Below are 16,751 nucleotides of genomic sequence, written 5' to 3' on the forward strand. Positions count from 1 at the left end.
GACGGATCGACTGCCCAGCCAGGTCAAAGCACTGATCGTGGCGCGCGCGGTGAACCAGCTGGGCGGCTTCTCCCTGGCATTCCTCACCGTGCTGCTGACGCGCTCCTTCGGCACGAGCCTGACGACGGCGGGCATCGTCTCGGCGGCATTCGGCCTCGCGACGATCCCGAGCCGACTGGCCGGCGGCCGCCTCGCCGACCACTGGGGACGCCGCCGCACGATCGTGGCCGGACTGGTCGCTCTGGCGGTGGCGCAACTGGGATTGGCGGCAGCGCCCGACCTGATCACCGCGACGATCTGCGCGGTGGCGATGGGCCTCGCCTTCGAACTCTTCGAACCACCGAGCCAGGCAACCATCGCCGACGCGGTACCCCCAGCCCGCCGCGCCTCAGCCTTCGAACTCCTCACCACAGCTGTTGCAGCAGGAAGCCTCGCAGCCGGCGTGATCGCCGACATCGTGGGCCGCTGGAGCCTGCGCTGGCTCTTCGTGGTCGACGCCGGAACCGGCCTGGCTTGCGCGGCGATCGTGGCGCTCGCGCTGGCGCCAGATGCGGTGCGCAAGCCTGAGCACGGCGCGGAGAGTGATCAACCCGCCACTTCAGCGATCTCCCCGTGGCGCGACCCAGCCCTTCTCATCGCGACCGTCTCAGGAACCGTCTTCGCGCTCGTCTCCATGCTCATGCTGAGCGCGCTCCCGCTCGCGCTCGGCGCCGTCGGGCTGAATCCGGCGAGCGCGGGACTGATCATGGCCGCCTCCACCGGGACCCTTGTGCTTGCGCGTCCGGTCCTGCGGCGCCGGTGGCTCGCGGAGTTGCCGCACTCCGCCACCTTCGTTCTCGGCTATCTCTTGATGGCTGCGGGACTTTGCGGCTACGCCGTCGCGCACACGCTGCCGGCTCTCCTCGTCCCGACTGCGCTCTACAGTCTCGGAAATCTTCTGGTTCTGGGGCGGTCGTTCGCGGTCGTCAGTGAGCTGGCTCCGGCCTCGGCCTCGGCGCGGTATCTCGCGGTCTACGGGCTCAGCTGGGGGGTGGCGACGTTGCTCGCGCCGCTGGTGGGGACGTGGTTGATCGGGGTTTCGGGGGCGGGGTTGCTGTGGGGGGTCAGTGCCGGGGTGTGTGGGGTGATGGCGGTTGCGCAGCCGTGGGTTGTGCGGCGGGTGCGGGATTCTCAGCGTGATCTTGGTGTGATCCACTCCACAAAGGCGGCGGTGGACCGCTACGATGCGGTGTCGATCTGAGTTGATGAAGATCTGTATGTGTGCCGCCAGGAAGGTTCAGCGCCATGATCCAGGCCCGCTCGGTCCGTCTCGCCGCCGTCATCGTGCTCGGCGGGGCAGTAGCCCTGGCCACCTCCGCGTGCGGCGGCCCGATGCAGGCCGGGGCCGCGGCCGTGGTGCAGGGGCAGCGGACCACCGACGCCACCGTCCAGGACCAGGTCGCCTCGATCGTGTCCCTGGTGCAGCACAACAACCTGCAGCAGGGCGACGTCACCGACGAGGAGCGCTCGGCGCTGGCCAAGGCGCAGATCAACCTGCTGGTGCAGCAGGCGGTGTGGCAGAAGGTCGCCGACGACAACGGCGTGAAGGTCACCGCCGCCGACGACGCCAAGGAGCACAGCGCCCTGGTCGAGCAGGCGCGCGGCTCGCTGCAGGGCACGAAGTTCACCGGCAGCGACAACGAGGCCGTGGCGCTGGCCGACGCCGAGTCCCAGCAGAACTCCTCGGGCCTGGCGCCCTCCAGCGTGCCGGTCTACTCCCACATCCAGGCGCTGGTCACCGCGGTGATCGACGACCAGGCGACCAAGCTGCGCGTGGACCCCAACGACCAGAACAGCCTGCCGGCGCTGCAGGGCGCGATCCTGCCGATGCTGTCCAAGGCCTCCACCCAGATCGACGTCAAGATCTCGCCGCGCTACGGCAGCTTCGACGCCTCCACCCGCCAGGTCGTCGCGGCGCAGACCTCGTGGATCCGGCCGACCAAGGCCCAGGTCGCCGCCGCGGCCGCCGCGCAGGCGCAGCAGCAGCAGTCCCAGTGAGCCGGTGGCCCAGACCCGGTGGCCCGGCGACCTGGTGACCTGGTGACCTGGTGACCTAGCGGTCTAGCGACCCGCTCACCGCCTAGGAAGCCGCGTACCGTTCTGCGATCGTGTGGAACACCTTCTTCGGCTCCCAGTTCAGCTCCGGGGTGTCCGGACCGGTCATCTTCACCGTGCCGTACGCGGCCAGGTCCAGGTCCTTGCGCGGGTCCGAGGGGTCGTGCAGGGCCCGGAACGTGGCGAAGGTGAACCAGAACGCGGAGTCGACGCCGGCTTCCTCGAAGACGTCGTAGAGCTCTGTGAAGTACGCGGACTGCTCGTCCTCGCTGCGCAGGTAGTCGCCATTGACCACCGGCGGCTCGACGGAGTCGTCCAGGATCGCCCAGGCCATGCCGCCGCGGTCGCCGGAGCCGACGTAGGGGGTGCAGCCGAACTCGGTGGCGACCACCGGCTTGCCGTGCTTGAAGTGCGCGCGGATCTGGTCGGCGAACTTGTCCCGGTTCTCCGCCGAGCGATAGGCGTCCACGGACACGAAGTCGAACGGCGCCCAGTCGATGAACTCCCACGGCCCGGCCGCGTACGTGACCTTCCCCTGGAAGTGCTCGCGCACCGTCGCCGCCGCCTCGACCAGGTAGCCGTTGAACGAGGCCATGATCTCCCCGAGCCGGCTCCACAACGCCATCCCGCCATTGCCGAGGGTCTCGATGCGGGCATAGGAGTCGTCGCCGTCGAAGTAGCCCGGGCAGAACAGCGAGGTCTCGCAGCCCGCCACGAACACCACCTCGGCGCCGGCGGCGCGGAGGCGCTCGGCGCGTTGCGCGCAGTCGGCCAGCAGTTCCAGCAGGTCCTCCCGCGACGCTTCACAAGGGAACGGCGCGAACCAGACCTCCAGCCCGGCGTCGGCGGCGGCCTGTGCCGCGGCTTCGAGCCGGTCCGGCAGCGCCCCGGAGATCCGGACCGCGGTGCAGTGCAGATCCTCGGCGATCACCCGCAGCTCGCGCCGGGCGGTCTCCGGATCGAAGTCCGGCCGCGAGTCCTGGCCGCCGGGGAAGAATCCCGTGTCGTAGTTGACGCCCTTGCCGCGCATCGTGTCCGCCCTCCCGTGGTCCCGTGCTGTTCCGTGCCGTTCCGCGTGCTGCGATCAGACGCGATATATCGTATCAGTGCTCGGCGTCGGAGGCGGCCTCGACGTGCGCCGCGACGAGCTTCTCCAGCGGCTCGACGGCGGCGCCGCCGGTGACGCACGCGCCGGCGATCGCCACGATCAGGATCACGGTGCCCAGCCAGGCCATCGTGGAGACCGGCAGCAGGAACGCCCCGGCGAGCCGCGCCAGGCACTCGGTCAGCAGCCACGCGCCCCAGATCACGCTGTACAGGTTCTCCTTGGCGCGGAACGTGGAACTTTCGATCCGCAGCGCGTCCCACGCCGCGGTCTGCTTCGCGTCGCCCTTGGTGACGAACGGCTTCAGACCCGCGGACATCATCGGCTTGCCGCCCCGGACCGACCACAGGATCCCGAGAGCGATCACGCTGCTGACCCCGGAGTCCTTCGCCAGCATCAGGCGCGCGTCGCCGGAGACGAAGGTCAGCGCGATGGCCACGATGTTCACTGTCAGCATCAGCGCGGCCAGCGCGTTCGCCTGGCGCTTGCCGACCGCCGCGACGATGGTGCGGATCGCCGGAACCACGCTGCTCAGGCCCAGCGCGGCCGCGTTGCTCATGCCGAGCCCGGCGTGCAGCGCGTAGTAGCTGCCGAGCGGGATCGCGATGTCGACGGCGAGCGGCAGCAGAGCCTGCTTGAGCGGGTGCGGCGTCTCGCCATCGGCGACATCGGCGACGCCGGCGCCATCAGCGGTGACGTCGGCGGTGCGGTGGGTGTGCGCGGTCATGGCGGTCATCGGTCCTCCCCGAGTGGTTCCTTAGGTCTGACCCAACTTTAGGCTGGACCTACTCATTAGGTCAAGCCTAATATGGAGCCATGGAGACCCAAGGACTGCGGGAACGCAAGAAGCGGCAGACCCGCGAGGAGATCGCCAACGTCGCCACCGCGCTGTTCGCCGAGCTCGGCTTCGAGAAGGTGACCATCGCCGAGGTCGCCGCGGCCGCCGGCGTGGCGAAGATGACCGTCACCAACCACTTCCCGCTCAAGGAGGACCTGGTCTTCGACCGCGCGGAGCACATCGTCCACGGGCTCCCGGACGCCGTCGCGGCCCGGCCGGACGGCGAGCCGGTCCTGGCCGCGGCCCGCCGCTACCACGCTCAGCAGCTGGCGGCCGGGGACCCGACCCTCGGGCACCGGGGCGTGGACTTCTCGCGGATGGTCGAGTCCAGCCCGGCGCTGGCCGCGCGCGAGCGCCAGATCCACGACCAGCGCGAGCAGGCGCTGGCCGAGGTCCTGGTGGCGCAGACGCGGCCGGCCGAGGAGCTGACGGCGCGCGTCGCCGCCGCGCAGATCGCCGGGGTCTACCGGGTCCTGTACTTCACGGCCCGCCGGTTCCTGCTGGACGGGTTGCAGGGCCCGGAGATGGCCGAGACGCTCGGCGCCTGCGCGCAGCGCGCCTTCACCCTCCTCGAAGTCGATCTCAGCGGCTTCGACCCGCGCCCCCGCCTACGATCTACTGCATGACCGAAGCCCCGCCGCCGGATCCCGAGAACCCCCAAGGCCCGGAGAACTCCGGCCGCATCGTCTTCCTCGCCACCTCCCCGCGCGTCGCGCTCGGCCTGCTGTCCTGGCCGGCGTGGGAGACGCTGCGCGCGGCGGACGTGGTCTTCGCCGGCGACGCCGACCATCCGCACATCCCCTACGTCGAGCAGGCCACCGGCGCCGTCGTCGCACTGCCAGACCACAGCCCGTCGATGGCCGCCGAACGCCTCCTGGAGGCCGCCACACCGGCCCGCACGGTCGTCTGGCTCGCCGAGGACGAGGAGTACGACGAGGAACTGGCCGTGGCGCTGGGGAACCGCCTGGTGCTCCTGGCCTCCGCGGACCTGCCCGAGCTGGAGGTGCTGCCCGGCTCCTACGACCTGCCCGGCGCGCACCTGCTCGACCTCGTGGACGTCATGAACCGGCTGCGCTCCCCGGGCGGCTGCCCGTGGGACGCCGAACAGACCCACGCCTCGCTGGTGAAGTACCTGCTCGAAGAGGCCTACGAAACCGTCGAGACGATCGAGGACGGCGACCCGCTGACCCCCGGCCCGGGCCGCGACGCGCTGCGCGAGGAGCTCGGCGACGTCCTGCTGCAAGTGATGTTCCACTCACGCATCGCCGAAGAGCACGAAGCCGATCCGTTCTCGGTGGACGACGTCGCCGACGGCATCGTGGCCAAACTGATCCGCCGGCACCCGCATGTCTTCGCAGACGTCGAGGCTCCCACCGCCGAACACGTCGCGGCGAACTGGGAGCAGATCAAGGCCGCGGAGAAGCAGCGGGAGTCGGTGACCGAGGGGGTTCCGATGACCCAGCCGGCGTTGGCGCTGGTGGCGAAGCTGGCTGGCCGGGTGCGCAAATCCGGCCTCGTCGTTCCGGCCGGACCCGCTCCGGACCTTCCGGACACCGCCGACGAACTGGGCGAGCAGCTGCTGGCGACGGCGATCAAGGCGGTCGGGGCGGGCTGGGATCCGGAAGAAGCGCTGAGAACGGCCGCGCGACGGTACCGTGACCGCGTCATTACGGCGGAGGAGGAGCTAGCCAGGGGGTAGGGGTATCGGGTTAGTCTGAACGTGGTAGGCGAAGCGGACCGGCCGACTTCTCCTCACGAATCGTTGGCTGACCGGGAGAAGAGAGACCACCTAATGGGCGATTTGCAGCCTTGGCACATCATCGTGATCCTCGTTGTGGTGTTCCTGCTGTTCGGGGCGAAGAAGATGCCGGACATGGCACGCTCAGTGGGCCAGTCGCTGCGCATCTTCAAGTCTGAGATGCGGCAGAGCCAGAAGGAGACCGAGGAGGTCGCCAAGCAGGCCAACGACTCGGTCCGCGTGACGCCCGCGGTGGAGAACTCCGGCAGCGTCCCGGCTTCGGACGCGGCCGAGAAGCACACCAGCGCCACCTGAGCGGTCCGCACCGGCACTGAAACTTTCGGGCCTCTCGCTATTTGCGAGAGGCCCTTCAGTGCTGTTTTTCGACCCTCCCGGGACCGGTGGTTCCGGACGCGCGGTTCCGGGTCCGCGGCACGCGCCGCGGACCCGCCGGATCACTGCCCCGGCAAGGTGTTCTGGAACGCGCCGTGCGCGGCGGAGGTCAGCCAGTCCTTCTGGCTGTCGTCGTTGCGCAGGTCGGCGTAGACCGCCGTGGTGATCAGCACGTAGCGGTGGAAGCTGCCGAACTTGCCCTCGCGGGTCACCGCGCCGGCCTTGGCGAGCTTGGCGCAGGTGTCCGCGCCGGGCTGCCCGGCCGGCGGGCACCACTGCGCGTAGTCGCCGGTGTGGGTCGTGCTCAGCTTCTTGTAGATCGCCGTGGCGGTCGCGGCGTCCTGATAGGGGATGACCATCGCGCTGACCACGATCCGGCTGTTGGCCGGGTCGATCCAGGAGGCGGCCATGAAGTCCGTGCACTTGGCGCTCTTCACGATGGTCTGCACCGCCGCGTCGCCGACCTTCGCGCACGGCTGGGGCTGCGCGGACTTCAGCGCGTAGGCCACGTTCTTGTCGTCCGTGAACGACTGCGCCACCAGCGCCTGCGCGGTGAACGGCGTCTTGTCCGTGGCCGCGTTGTCCAGCGTCGCGCCGCCGCCGGTGGACGAGGCCGAGGCGGGCGGCGCCGCTGCCGAACCGGTGTAGCTGTTGTTCGGGAACGACGTCGCACCCGAGGACGCGGGCGTGCCCGGCGCGGCCGGAGTGGTCGCCGGAGTGGTCGCCGAAGTCGCCGCCGCGACCGGCTGAGGCTTGGTGTCCTTCTTGCTGTCGCCCTTGGTCAACAGGTAGATACCGCCCGCACCGCCCAGGAGCACCACCCCGGCGACGACGCCGGCGATGATCCGCCCGGTGTTCTTCCTCGGCGGGGGTTCCTCGTCGGGATAGGGCATACCGGGCATCTGCGGCGGCGTGAACTGCGGGGGCGGCGGCTGCTGGGTGAACTGCGGATACGGACCCCGATCCGGCTGCGGCATCGGCGGCACCCGGTCCTGCTGCGGCGGCATGGGCGGCGCCCAGTCCTGCGGCGGCATCGGCGGCGCTTGGGGCGGCATCGGAGGCGGATACGAACCCTGATTCCAGCCCCCGCCCTGCGGCGGCTGCTGCGGCGGCTGCGGCGGCTGGTCCGGCGGTGGCACGGACCCCCAACCCGGCTGGATCTGGGTCTCCCAAGGCGGCTGAGAAGACATGGTCACAGCATATGCAGTACTGATGACCGGCGTGGAGAGTCTTCCTCGATCCCAGCGGTGAACAGTCCTCTATGGTCGGACAATGGCAGACACCCCTGACGCACGCTTCGAGGCACTGGCCGCCGACATCCTGGACGGTCTGTGGCGCCGCCATCCGGACTGGGCCGGCACGGTGGGCCTGCACGAGTACGACGCGGAACTGCCCGACCGGTCCGCCGGCGGACTGGCCGCCGAAGCCGCCTGGCTCGCCGGACGCGCCGAGGACCTCGCCGACCTGGACCCCGCGGCGCTCTCGGTGCCGAACCGCGTGGACGCCGCGATCCTGGCCAACCAGCTGGCCGCGCTGCGCTTCCAGATCGAGGATCTTCGCGAGGACGAGTGGAATCCGGCGGAGGCGAATCCGGGTGTCGCCTTGTACACGCTGCTGGCGCGCGACTACGCCCCGGCGGCGCAGCGGCTGAGCGCTTTCGCCGGACGTCTGGAGCAGGTGCCGTCGGCGCTGCTGGACAACCGGTCGCTGCTGGCCGGCAAGCCGCTGTCGCGGATCCACGTGGAGCTGGCGATCGGGCAGTTCGAGGGCACGGTCGACTTGATCGGCGCCGAGCTGGACGCGGCGGTCGCGGCGGCATCCGAAGCCGCGTCCAAGGCGGGCTCCGAGGCTGACTCCGAGGCCGTTTCCCAGGCGCGGAAAGCGATCGACGCGGTCCGTCCGGATGCCTCGGCGGCGCTTCAGGAACACATCGTCTGGCTCAAGGAGCGGCTGGCTGCCGGAGACGCGGGGGAGGAGGAGTTCCGCGACCCGCGCATCGGTGCGGAACTGTTCACCCGCAAGCTGTCGCTGAGTCTCGACGCCGAGTCGGACGCGGCGGCGATCCTGGCGCGCGCGGAGGCCGACCTGGACCGCGTCTCGGCCGAGATCGCCGAGGCGGCTGCCGACTACGAGGGCGTCGCAGTGCCCTCGGATGAGGCGGAGCGCTCGGCGCTGGTACGGCGGGTGTTGGACCGCCTCGCCGAGTCCGCCCCGGACAACGAGACCATCCTGGAGTACAGCCGGCAGGCGCTGCTGGCGCAGTTCGCCTTCGTGCGCGATCACGACCTGGTGACCGTGTATCCGGACCCTTATGAAGTCGTCGAGATGCCGGAGGTGCACCGGGGCGTGTCGGTCGCGTACTGCGATCCGCCGGGACCGATGGAGCCGGCCGAGGTGCAGACGATCCTGGCGATCTCGCCGACGCCCGAAGGCTGGACGCAGGAGCGCGTCGACTCCTTCTTCCGCGAATACAACCGGCACATGCTGCACAACCTGATGGTCCACGAGGCGATGCCGGGGCACCTGCTCCAGTTGCAGCACTCGCGCCGCCAGCAGGCGCCGACGTCGGTGCGTGCCGCGCTGTGGTCCGGCTCGTTCGTCGAGGGCTGGGCCGTCTACGCCGAAGCACTGATGGCCCGCCACGGATATCCCGGCGACGGCGACCCGCGCGCGGTGCGGATGCAGCAGCTGAAGATGCAGATCCGCATGATCATCAACACCGTCCTGGACAGCCGCATCCACTGCCACGGCATGACCGAGGACGAGGCCATGGCGTTGATGACCGGGCGCGGCTACCAGGAGGACGGCGAGGCCGCCGGCAAGTGGCGGCGGGCACTGCTGAGCAGCACGCAGCTGTCCACCTACTACGTCGGCTACAAAGAGGTCAGCGACCTGGTCCGCGACCTGCGAGCCGACCACCCCGAGTGGTCGGAGCGCCAGGTGCACGACGCGGTGCTGGGCCACGGCTCGCCGCCCGCGCGGTATCTCAGGGACCTGATCGCGGCCTGATCGCGCGCCGGCGGCGGCGCCCCACGGCTCCTCAGACGTTCAGGTAGCGCAGGACCGCCATCACCCGGCGGTGGTCCTCCGCCGCCGGCGTGAGGTTCAGCTTGGTGAAGATGCTCGACGTGTGCTTCTCCACCGCCTTCTCGGTGACGAACAGCCCGGCGGCGATCGCCGAGTTGGAGCGGCCCTCGGCCATCATCGCCAGCACCTCGCGCTCGCGCGGCGTCAGCGTCTCCAGCGGGTCGTTCCTCTTGCGGCGGCCCAGAAGCTGCGCCACGACCTCGGGATCCAGCGCCGTGCCGCCGGCGGCGACCCGCTTCAGGGCGTCGACGAACTCCTCGACCTCGGCGACGCGCTCCTTCAACAGGTAGCCCAGACCGTTGGCGCTGGTGGAGAACAGCTCCTGCGCGTAGGCGGCCTCGACGGCCTGGCTGAAGACCAGGATGGCCATATCAGGGTATTTAGCTCGGACCTGCACCGCCGCGCGCAGTCCCTCGTCGGTGAAGCTCGGCGGCATGCGGACGTCGGCGACGATCACGTCCGGCTTCAGGGCGTCGGCGGCCTCGACCATGCCCTTGCCGTCGTCGACCTTCGCCACGACGTCGAACCCCGAATCCGCGAGGAGCCTGGCCAGGCCCTCGCGGAGCAGGACCGCGTCTTCGGCGATCAGGACGCGGATGGGTTCGGGCATGGCATCTCCATGATGATTTGGGTCGGTCCCCCGAGTGGGCTGCTGACCGACAGGATGCCATCCAGTGGCGCGATGCGGTCGGACAGACCATCGAGACCGCCGCCGGGATCGGTTTGTGCACCGCCGACGCCGTTGTCGCCGACGATCATCCGCAGGTGGTCCTCGCGGATCTCCAGCTCGATCCAGGCGCGGGTGGCGTGGGCGTGCTTGGCCATGTTCGCCAGCGCCTCGGAGGCCACGAAGTACGCCGCCGACTCCACTTCCGGGCTCGGGCGCCAGGGCAGGTCGGCGTCCACCTCCACCGGGATCGGGGAGCGGCCGGCCAGGGCGGACAGCGCCGCGTCCAGGCCGCGGTCGGTCAGGACCGCCGGGTGGATGCCGCGCGCCAGATCGCGCAGCTCGCTCAGGGCCAGCTTCACGCCTTCGTGCGCTTCGGCGACCAGCTGCGCGGCGGCCTCGGAATCGGCCTCGTCGCCGGTCTTCAGCTTCGACTTGGCCCGGCCCAGGTCCATCGCCAGGGCGACCAGCCGCTGCTGCGCGCCGTCGTGCAGGTCGCGCTCGATCCGGCGGCGCTCGGCTTCGGCGGCGCTGACGGCCTGGCTGCGGGTGGTGCGCAGCGCCGTCTCGCGGCGGTCCAGCTCCAGGCGGCTCAGCCCGAGCAGGGCGCGGCCCAGACCGGTCTGGGTCCGGGTCCCCAGTTCCAGCAGGGTCGGGTTGACCAGCCAGACGAAGGCCAGCGTGACCGCGGAGAAGGCGAGGATGGACGGCAGAGTGCTGATGTAGTACTCGCTGCCGTTCACGTGCATCAGCGGGATCCGGTGCTCCGGCAGCGCGGTGTACCAGAACGGCAGCGTGACCGCGCCGAGCGGCAGCACCCAGCTGCCCACCGCCACGAGGAACCAGCCGAGTCCCAGGCCCGAGGCCACCACCAGGTGCACCAGGTCCCGCCAGGTCGCGGGGTCGGACAGGTGGCCCAGCAGCCGCTGCAGCGGGTTGCCGGAGGGCCCGGGCTCCCGGTAGGGCTCGGGCACCCGCTCGCCGGTCAGGCGCAGGATCCGGAGCCGCTCGCGCCGGCTGTTCCAGCGCAGGCTCACCAGCCCGGCCAGCAGCAGCGGCAGCCCGACGACCAGCACGACCAGCGCGCCGCCGAGGGCCAGCGTCACCGTCAGCACCAGGACCTGCACGAACGCCGCGACGAACGAGACCAGCAGGTACCCCTGCTGGCGCAGGGCGCGGCCGGTGAAGGGACCCTTCAACAGCTCGCCCGGGCCGAGCGTCGGCGCGGTGTCCCCCTCGCGCCGGGCGGCGGCCTTGGCTCCCACAGTCGTGATCATAGGACCAGCATCGGGGACTGAGACCTGGATTCCGATGGGGGTGGCCCTACTCTTCGCGACGGGCCGTCCCCCTGATCTGCTCGAGATCTTTGCGCGCCGGCTGGCGTCAACCTTCCCTTGACGCCAGCGAATCGTCAAGGCACTCTTGACGCATGGAAGAGCTCCCGACCCTCCCGGTCCTGATCGCCCGCATCGAGTCCAGCCATCCGTTCTCCGACCCCCTGGCCCGGCTCGCCGACGCCGTCGAGACCGGCGCCTCCATCTCAGCCCTCGCCGACCACCTCGTCGGCCACTTCGTCGACGAGGCCCGGGCCGCCGGCGCCTCCTGGGCGCAGATCGGCGTCGCGCTCGGCGTCTCCAAGCAGGCGGTGCAGCAGCGCTTCGTGCCGCGCGAGCCGGCGACCGTCGCCGACTTCGACATCGAGGTCCAGCGCTTCAGCCGCTTCACTCCGCGCTGCCTGAACTGCGTCCTGGGCGCGGAGAAGATCGCCGTGGCGACCGGCGCCGCCGCCGTGACGCCGACCCACATCCTGATCGGTCTGTTCGTCGAGCCGCAGAGCCTGGCCATCCACGCCCTGGCGGACAACGGCGCGGATCCGGCGCAGGTCCGGGCAGCCGCCGTCGAGACTCTGCCGCCGGCTCCGGAGGGCGCGACTGTACTGGCGACGGCGACGGCGACGGCGCCGTCCCAGGAACCGGCCATCCCCGGGAATTCGCTGCCCTTCACTCCCGAGGCGCGCAAGACCTTCGATCTGGCGGTGCGCGCCGCGCTGTCCGCCGGACACAACTACGTCGGCACCGAGCACCTTCTCCTGGCGCTCGCCGGCGATCCGAAATCCGAGACGGCGCTTCTTCTGACGTCCTTCGGCCTCACCCGGGACGGCCTGGAGGCCTCTGTTCAGCGCCTGCTCATGGAATTCATGGCGAACTCCGGGCGGCGCGGCTCCGGTGTCTCACCCCTTGACCCTGCTGAGCAAGGTGCTCCGCCTGCCGAAGGATAGGCTCTGGAGCGAAACCAACAGAGCTGAAGGAGAGATGCGACGTGGCGTCCATCGAAGCCATCAACGCCCGGGAGATCCTGGACTCGCGCGGCAACCCGACCGTCGAGGTCGAAGTGCTTCTCGAAGACGGCAGCTTCGCCCGCGCGGCGGTCCCCTCCGGTGCCTCCACCGGCGCCTTCGAGGCCGTGGAACTGCGCGACGGCGACGCGGCCCGCTACGGCGGCAAGGGCGTCGAGCGCGCCGTGCAGGGCGTCCTGGACGAGATCTACCCCGCGGTGGTCGGCGAGGACGCCTCCGACCAGCGCCTGATCGACCAGGCGATGATCGACCTGGACGCCACGCCGAACAAGGCGCGCCTGGGCGCCAACGCCCTGCTGGGCGTCTCGCTGGCGGTGGCCAAGGCCGCCGCCGAGTCCGCCGAGCTGCCGCTGTTCCGCTACCTCGGCGGCCCGAACGCGCACACCCTGCCGGTGCCGATGATGAACATCCTCAACGGCGGCGCGCACGCGGACTCCAACGTGGACATCCAGGAGTTCATGATCGCCCCGATCGGCGCGGGCAGCTTCCGCGAGGCGCTGCGCTGGGGCGCGGAGGTCTACCACGCGCTGAAGTCCGTGCTCAAGGAGCGCGGCCTGAACACCGGTCTGGGCGACGAGGGCGGCTTCGCGCCGAGCCTGCCGTCCAACCGCGACGCGCTGGACCTGATCCTGGTCGCGATCGAGAAGGCCGGCTACACCCCGGGCCGGGACATCGCGCTGGCGCTGGACGTCGCCGCCTCGGAGTTCTACAAGGACGGCGCCTACCAGTTCGAGGGCAAGTCCCGCACCGCCTCGGAGATGACCGACTACTACGCCGAGCTGGTCGACGCCTACCCGCTGGTGTCCATCGAGGACCCGCTGTTCGAGGACGACTGGGACGGCTGGAAGATCCTCACCGACCGCCTCGGCACCCAGGTGCAGATCGTCGGCGACGACCTGTTCGTCACCAACCCCGAGCGCCTCGCCCGCGGCATCGCCGGCGGCCAGGCCAACGCGCTGCTGGTGAAGGTGAACCAGATCGGCACGCTGACCGAGACCTTCGACGCCGTGCAGCTGGCGCACCGCAACGGCTACCGCTGCATGATGTCGCACCGCTCCGGGGAGACCGAGGACACCACGATCGCCGACCTGGCCGTCGCGGTGGACTGCGGCCAGATCAAGACCGGCGCCCCGGCCCGCTCGGACCGCGTCGCCAAGTACAACCAGCTGCTGCGCATCGAGGAGGAGCTCGACGACGCCGCGCGCTACGCCGGCCGCTCGGCCTTCCCGCGCTTCACGCACGAGGGCTGACACCCCCCCGCCCGCCGCTACCGCCCGCCCCGACCGGCAGGCGGTATCGTCGCAGGCATGAAGTCGGCAGGCTCGGGCTCCACGCCCGGACGCTTGAGCGCGGTCCCGACGCAGCGCCAGGACGCTGCGTCGGGAACTTCGCGTTCCTCCGGCGACGGCGGCTCGGGCTCCGGCGCGTCCGCCAAGCGCCGCACGCGCTACACGGCGCGCGCGGCGATCCTGATGCTCGTGGTCTGCGCACTGGTCCTGGCCCTGGCCTATCCGCTGCAGCAGTACTTCTCGCAGAGCTCGCAGATCAACCAGCTCAAGCAGCAGAACGCGCACAAGCGCACCCAGGTCCAGCAGCTCGGCCGGCAGCTCACGCAATGGCAGGACCCGGACTACGTCAAGATCCAGGCCCGGCTCCGGCTGCACTACGTGTTCCCCGGCGAGACCGGCCTCCGCCTGCTCGGCGCCGGAGACGCCGCGACCGGCGGCCCGGACGGCACCACCGGACCCTCGCAGGGATCCAGCGCCTGGTACGCGCAGCTGTGGAACTCGGTGACGGCGGCGAGCGGGGCGCCGACTTCCTCGGGTGCGCCGACGACGCCGGCTACCTCGGGTGCGTCGGGTTCGGCGGGCGCGTCGGGCCCGTCCGGGACGCCGACTCCTTCGGGCGGCCCGGCTCGCTCGGCGACGTCTCCGGCGCCTGGCCACTGAACCGCCGCCGCCACTACTGAACGCCATAGCCACCTGCGCTACGGCGCGACCCCCAGATACTTCAGCACGGCCAACACCCGCCGGTGATCCTCGTCGGCCGGCGGCAGCCCGAGCTTGGTGAAGATATTGCTGATGTGCTTCTCCACCGAGCTGTCGGCGAGCACGAGCTTCTTGCCGATCGCGGCGTTCGAGCGGCCCTCGGCCATCAGTCCCAGGACCTCGCGCTCGCGGGCGGTCAGGGCGTCGGTGGGCCGGGAGCCGAGCAGCTGCACCACGACCTCCGGGTCGAGCACCGTGCCGCCGGCGGCGATCTTGGCCAGCGCCTCGACGAACTCGCTGACGTCCGCCACCCGCTCCTTGAGCAGATAGCCGACGCCGGAGACCTGGCCGCTGAACAGATCGCGGGCATACCGGGTCTCCACGTACTGCGAGAACAGCAGCACCCCGACCTTCGGATGGCTCCGGCGCAGCTCCAGCGCGGCACGCAGCCCTTCGTCGGTGTGCGTCGGCGGCATCCGGATGTCGAGCACGACGGCGTCCGGCGCCCCGACAGCGATCGCGGCCAACAACTCGTCGGCATTGGGGACGGCGGCCAGGATCTCGTGGCCGCGCTTGGTGAGGATCTGCACCAGGCCGTCCCGCAGGATCGCGGAATCTTCGGCGATCATGATGCGCACTGCGCTGCTCTCCTTCATCCGGCGGCCCTCAACCCCCCGAACATAGCCGAACACCGGCGCCGCGGCCGGACCCCGGAAGGTCCGACCGCGGCGATGAGCGGTCCTGCGATGCGTTGGCGACTGCCGCGCTTGCCGCTTGCGTCCTCGTGCGGGCATGCCTCACAAGTGCATCGGCAGCTTCGCGACGACCCGCGTGGGTCCATCCTGCGGGCTGTCCACCGCCAGCGACGCCTCCACAGTGCCCTCGCTGCCAGCGCGCCTCGCGCCGGTGCGCCTCACACGTGCATCGGCAGCTTCGCGAACTCCCGCGTCGGTCCGCCCTGCGGGCTGTCCACCGACGGCGATGCCTCCACTGTGCCCTCGCTGCCTGCGTTCCTCGCGCCGGTGCGCCTCACACGTGCATCGGCAGCTTTGCGAACTCCCGCGTCGGTCCATCCCGCTCGCTGTCCATCGCCAGCGGCGCCTCCACGCTGCGCACGATGCCTCACACGTGCATCGGCAGCTTCACGAACACCCGCGTCGGTCCGCCCTGCGGGCTGTCCACCGCCAGCGAGCCCTCCACGGTGCGCACGCGGTCCAGGAGGCCGGCCAGGCCGCCGCCGTAGCCGACCTGTGCGCCGCCGCGGCCGTCGTCCTCGACGGTGAGGTGCAGTTGCCCCTCCTCCTGCACCACTGACAGCGCGGCTCGGGTCGGGGCGGCGTGCTTGGCCGCGTTGGTCAGCAGCTCGGCGGCGCAGAAGTAGGCGATGGTCTCGATCGCTCGGTCCGGGCGCTCGGCCAGCGCCACGTTCACCGTCACCGGCATCGCTGAGCGCGCCGCGAGTGTGCCCAGGGCGTCGCGCAGGCCGGTGTCCAGTGCCGCCGGGTGGATGCCGCGGGCCAGGTCGCGCAGTTCGTTGATGGCCTGCTTGGCGTTGCGGTGCGCGGTGTCGATCAGCGTTCGGGTCTCGGTCAGGTCCAGTTCGGCGCCGTTGCCGCCGGCGTCCAGGTTCTCCTTGGCCTCGCCGAGCTGCATCGCCAGTGCGACCAGCTGCGCCTGCGCGCCGTCGTGCAGATCGCGTTCGATCCGGCGCAGCCGCGCGGCGGAGTCGTCCACGGCGTGCGCGCGGCTCACGGTCAGCTCCTCGACCCGGCGCTCGCTGTTGGTCGGGCCCAGCAGGGCCTTCATCAGCAGCGAGTCCAGCCAGAGCAGGAACTTGAGGATCCAGACCGCGGCGTAGATCCAGACCACGCCGGCCACCGTGAGCAGCAGTGCGCGCAGCCAGTTGTCGAAGTAGAAGCCGTCGCCGAACTGGAGCGCCGACTGGTGCTTGACCCCGTGGCTGTCGGTGTTCGTCGGGCGGAACACCGCCCACCAGATCGGATAGGTCAGCATGACCAGGCCCTCGACCACGCCGACCCCGAGCGTGACGAAGTAGGCGATACCCAGCGGGAAGCGCACCAGCAGATACAGCTGGGACCGCCACGCCGGCAGGTCGCCCAGCGCCGCCCCGAGCTTGGCCAGCAGCCCGTGCGCGTTCTGCCGGCGCAGGTTCGGCGGCGGCGCCTCGATGTCGACGCCGAGCAGGCCGCGGGCCATACGGCGCTGGAGTTTGGCGTACTGCCGGGCCAGGTGGATCGCGAGGGCGATCAGCGGCAGCCCGACGAAGGTGAACGACAGCGCGCCGCCGACGGCCAGCGTGACCACCGCGTACACGAAGCCCGCGAGTCCGAGCGGCGCGCTGACCAGGGCGAACAGGTACTGGCGTGCGGTGCGCCCCGACACCGGGCTCAACAGGAAACGCTTCATGGGAAAAGCTTCGCCGATCTTGGGCCCGCCGCCCACGGTGCGGACCTGGAAATCGAAC

At 70.7% G+C, this 16,751-nt stretch carries 16 protein-coding genes; 9 read left to right on the plus strand and 7 right to left on the minus strand.

The genetic code is table 11. The annotated features are described in order from the left end of the window. Positions 1 to 37: 37 nt before the first annotated feature. Both CACI_RS00945 and CACI_RS00950 read left to right on the plus strand, forming a co-directional pair. Entirely contained in the window at positions 38 to 1,240 is a 1,203-nt protein-coding gene (locus tag CACI_RS00945; RefSeq protein WP_223297424.1) for an MFS transporter, read from the plus strand. A gap of 44 nt (positions 1,241 to 1,284) precedes the next feature. Then, complete coding sequence (locus tag CACI_RS00950) at positions 1,285 to 2,037, plus strand: hypothetical protein (protein WP_012784440.1); 753 nt, start codon at positions 1,285 to 1,287, stop codon at positions 2,035 to 2,037. 82 nt (positions 2,038 to 2,119) lie between these two features. Here the strand turns inward: CACI_RS00950 and CACI_RS00955 are convergent, their stop codons facing one another. Then, positions 2,120 to 3,124, minus strand: coding sequence for a hypothetical protein (locus CACI_RS00955; protein ID WP_012784441.1), 1,005 nt, complete (start codon positions 3,122 to 3,124; stop codon positions 2,120 to 2,122). Between the two features lie 73 nt (positions 3,125 to 3,197). Further along, positions 3,198 to 3,935, minus strand: coding sequence for a VC0807 family protein (locus CACI_RS00960; RefSeq protein WP_012784442.1), 738 nt, complete (start codon positions 3,933 to 3,935; stop codon positions 3,198 to 3,200). An 80-nt stretch (positions 3,936 to 4,015) separates the two neighbouring features. Between CACI_RS00960 and CACI_RS00965 the strand changes: the two genes are divergently transcribed. The 3 genes from CACI_RS00965 to tatA all read left to right on the plus strand — a co-directional run bounded on the left by CACI_RS00965 (position 4,016) and on the right by tatA (position 6,090). Continuing rightward, positions 4,016 to 4,663: a TetR/AcrR family transcriptional regulator gene (locus tag CACI_RS00965; RefSeq protein WP_012784443.1), complete on the plus strand. Its 648-nt coding sequence runs from the start codon at positions 4,016 to 4,018 to the stop codon at positions 4,661 to 4,663. Further along, positions 4,660 to 5,736 (plus strand): nucleoside triphosphate pyrophosphohydrolase, encoded by a 1,077-nt coding sequence (locus tag CACI_RS00970; RefSeq protein ID WP_012784444.1) that lies wholly within the window; start codon positions 4,660 to 4,662, stop codon positions 5,734 to 5,736. The genes CACI_RS00965 and CACI_RS00970 overlap by 4 nt, the downstream gene beginning before the upstream one ends. Before the next feature lie 93 nt (positions 5,737 to 5,829). After that, entirely contained in the window at positions 5,830 to 6,090 is a 261-nt protein-coding gene (gene tatA, locus CACI_RS00975) for a Sec-independent protein translocase subunit TatA (protein WP_012784445.1), read from the plus strand. A 140-nt stretch (positions 6,091 to 6,230) separates the two neighbouring features. Here the strand turns inward: tatA and CACI_RS44865 are convergent, their stop codons facing one another. Next, complete coding sequence (locus CACI_RS44865) at positions 6,231 to 7,358, minus strand: hypothetical protein (RefSeq protein WP_143765109.1); 1,128 nt, start codon at positions 7,356 to 7,358, stop codon at positions 6,231 to 6,233. 82 nt (positions 7,359 to 7,440) lie between these two features. Between CACI_RS44865 and CACI_RS00985 the strand changes: the two genes are divergently transcribed. Then, a complete protein-coding gene (locus tag CACI_RS00985) occupies positions 7,441 to 9,177 on the plus strand; it encodes a DUF885 domain-containing protein (RefSeq protein ID WP_012784447.1) in 1,737 nt (578 codons plus the stop codon). Between the two features lie 31 nt (positions 9,178 to 9,208). Here CACI_RS00985 and CACI_RS00990 read toward each other — a convergent pair whose 3' ends face one another. Both CACI_RS00990 and CACI_RS00995 read right to left on the minus strand, forming a co-directional pair. Then, a complete protein-coding gene (locus CACI_RS00990; protein WP_012784448.1) occupies positions 9,209 to 9,865 on the minus strand; it encodes a response regulator in 657 nt (218 codons plus the stop codon). Continuing rightward, a complete protein-coding gene (locus CACI_RS00995; RefSeq protein WP_012784449.1) occupies positions 9,841 to 11,199 on the minus strand; it encodes a sensor histidine kinase in 1,359 nt (452 codons plus the stop codon). The genes CACI_RS00990 and CACI_RS00995 overlap by 25 nt, the downstream gene beginning before the upstream one ends. 152 nt (positions 11,200 to 11,351) lie before the next feature. Here CACI_RS00995 and CACI_RS01000 point away from each other — a divergent pair, with 152 nt between their 5' ends. The 3 genes from CACI_RS01000 to CACI_RS44870 are packed head-to-tail and all read left to right on the plus strand — an operon-like array spanning position 11,352 to position 14,227. Next, positions 11,352 to 12,200 carry a Clp protease N-terminal domain-containing protein gene (locus CACI_RS01000; protein WP_012784450.1) on the plus strand — a complete coding sequence of 283 codons (849 nt, stop codon included), beginning with the start codon at positions 11,352 to 11,354 and terminating at the stop codon, positions 12,198 to 12,200. 41 nt (positions 12,201 to 12,241) lie between these two features. After that, positions 12,242 to 13,528 carry a phosphopyruvate hydratase gene (gene eno / locus CACI_RS01005; RefSeq protein ID WP_012784451.1) on the plus strand — a complete coding sequence of 429 codons (1,287 nt, stop codon included), beginning with the start codon at positions 12,242 to 12,244 and terminating at the stop codon, positions 13,526 to 13,528. A 57-nt stretch (positions 13,529 to 13,585) separates the two neighbouring features. After that, on the plus strand, positions 13,586 to 14,227 hold the full coding sequence (locus tag CACI_RS44870; RefSeq protein WP_012784452.1) for an FtsB family cell division protein: 642 nt from the start codon (positions 13,586 to 13,588) through the stop codon (positions 14,225 to 14,227). A 38-nt stretch (positions 14,228 to 14,265) separates the two neighbouring features. Here the strand turns inward: CACI_RS44870 and CACI_RS01015 are convergent, their stop codons facing one another. Further along, a complete protein-coding gene (locus tag CACI_RS01015) occupies positions 14,266 to 14,922 on the minus strand; it encodes a response regulator transcription factor (RefSeq protein WP_012784453.1) in 657 nt (218 codons plus the stop codon). 466 nt (positions 14,923 to 15,388) lie between these two features. Continuing rightward, the gene (locus CACI_RS01020; RefSeq protein ID WP_041540921.1) at positions 15,389 to 16,693 is read right to left on the minus strand and encodes a sensor histidine kinase; all 1,305 of its coding nucleotides are present in this window, start codon (positions 16,691 to 16,693) and stop codon (positions 15,389 to 15,391) included. Positions 16,694 to 16,751: the final 58 nt, after the last annotated feature.

Origin of the sequence: Catenulispora acidiphila DSM 44928 (genome assembly GCF_000024025.1) — a bacterium.
GTDB classification, from domain to species: domain Bacteria; phylum Actinomycetota; class Actinomycetes; order Streptomycetales; family Catenulisporaceae; genus Catenulispora; species Catenulispora acidiphila.

What these genes read in the sequence shown, in the direction of transcription:
- CACI_RS44870 (WP_012784452.1), top strand. Translation starts at nt 13,586, where the DNA reads ATGAAGTCGGCAGGCTCGGGCTCCACGCCCGGACGCTTGAGCGCGGTC.
- CACI_RS01020 (WP_041540921.1), bottom strand. Translation starts at nt 16,693, where the DNA reads ATGAAGCGTTTCCTGTTGAGCCCGGTGTCGGGGCGCACCGCACGCCAG.
- CACI_RS00955 (WP_012784441.1), bottom strand. Translation starts at nt 3,124, where the DNA reads ATGCGCGGCAAGGGCGTCAACTACGACACGGGATTCTTCCCCGGCGGC.
- CACI_RS44865 (WP_143765109.1), bottom strand. Translation starts at nt 7,358, where the DNA reads ATGTCTTCTCAGCCGCCTTGGGAGACCCAGATCCAGCCGGGTTGGGGG.
- CACI_RS00995 (WP_012784449.1), bottom strand. Translation starts at nt 11,199, where the DNA reads ATGATCACGACTGTGGGAGCCAAGGCCGCCGCCCGGCGCGAGGGGGAC.
- CACI_RS00970 (WP_012784444.1), top strand. Translation starts at nt 4,660, where the DNA reads ATGACCGAAGCCCCGCCGCCGGATCCCGAGAACCCCCAAGGCCCGGAG.
- CACI_RS00950 (WP_012784440.1), top strand. Translation starts at nt 1,285, where the DNA reads ATGATCCAGGCCCGCTCGGTCCGTCTCGCCGCCGTCATCGTGCTCGGC.
- CACI_RS01000 (WP_012784450.1), top strand. Translation starts at nt 11,352, where the DNA reads ATGGAAGAGCTCCCGACCCTCCCGGTCCTGATCGCCCGCATCGAGTCC.
- CACI_RS00990 (WP_012784448.1), bottom strand. Translation starts at nt 9,865, where the DNA reads ATGCCCGAACCCATCCGCGTCCTGATCGCCGAAGACGCGGTCCTGCTC.
- CACI_RS00965 (WP_012784443.1), top strand. Translation starts at nt 4,016, where the DNA reads ATGGAGACCCAAGGACTGCGGGAACGCAAGAAGCGGCAGACCCGCGAG.
- tatA (WP_012784445.1), top strand. Translation starts at nt 5,830, where the DNA reads ATGGGCGATTTGCAGCCTTGGCACATCATCGTGATCCTCGTTGTGGTG.
- CACI_RS01015 (WP_012784453.1), bottom strand. Translation starts at nt 14,922, where the DNA reads ATGAAGGAGAGCAGCGCAGTGCGCATCATGATCGCCGAAGATTCCGCG.
- CACI_RS00960 (WP_012784442.1), bottom strand. Translation starts at nt 3,935, where the DNA reads ATGACCGCCATGACCGCGCACACCCACCGCACCGCCGACGTCACCGCT.
- CACI_RS00985 (WP_012784447.1), top strand. Translation starts at nt 7,441, where the DNA reads ATGGCAGACACCCCTGACGCACGCTTCGAGGCACTGGCCGCCGACATC.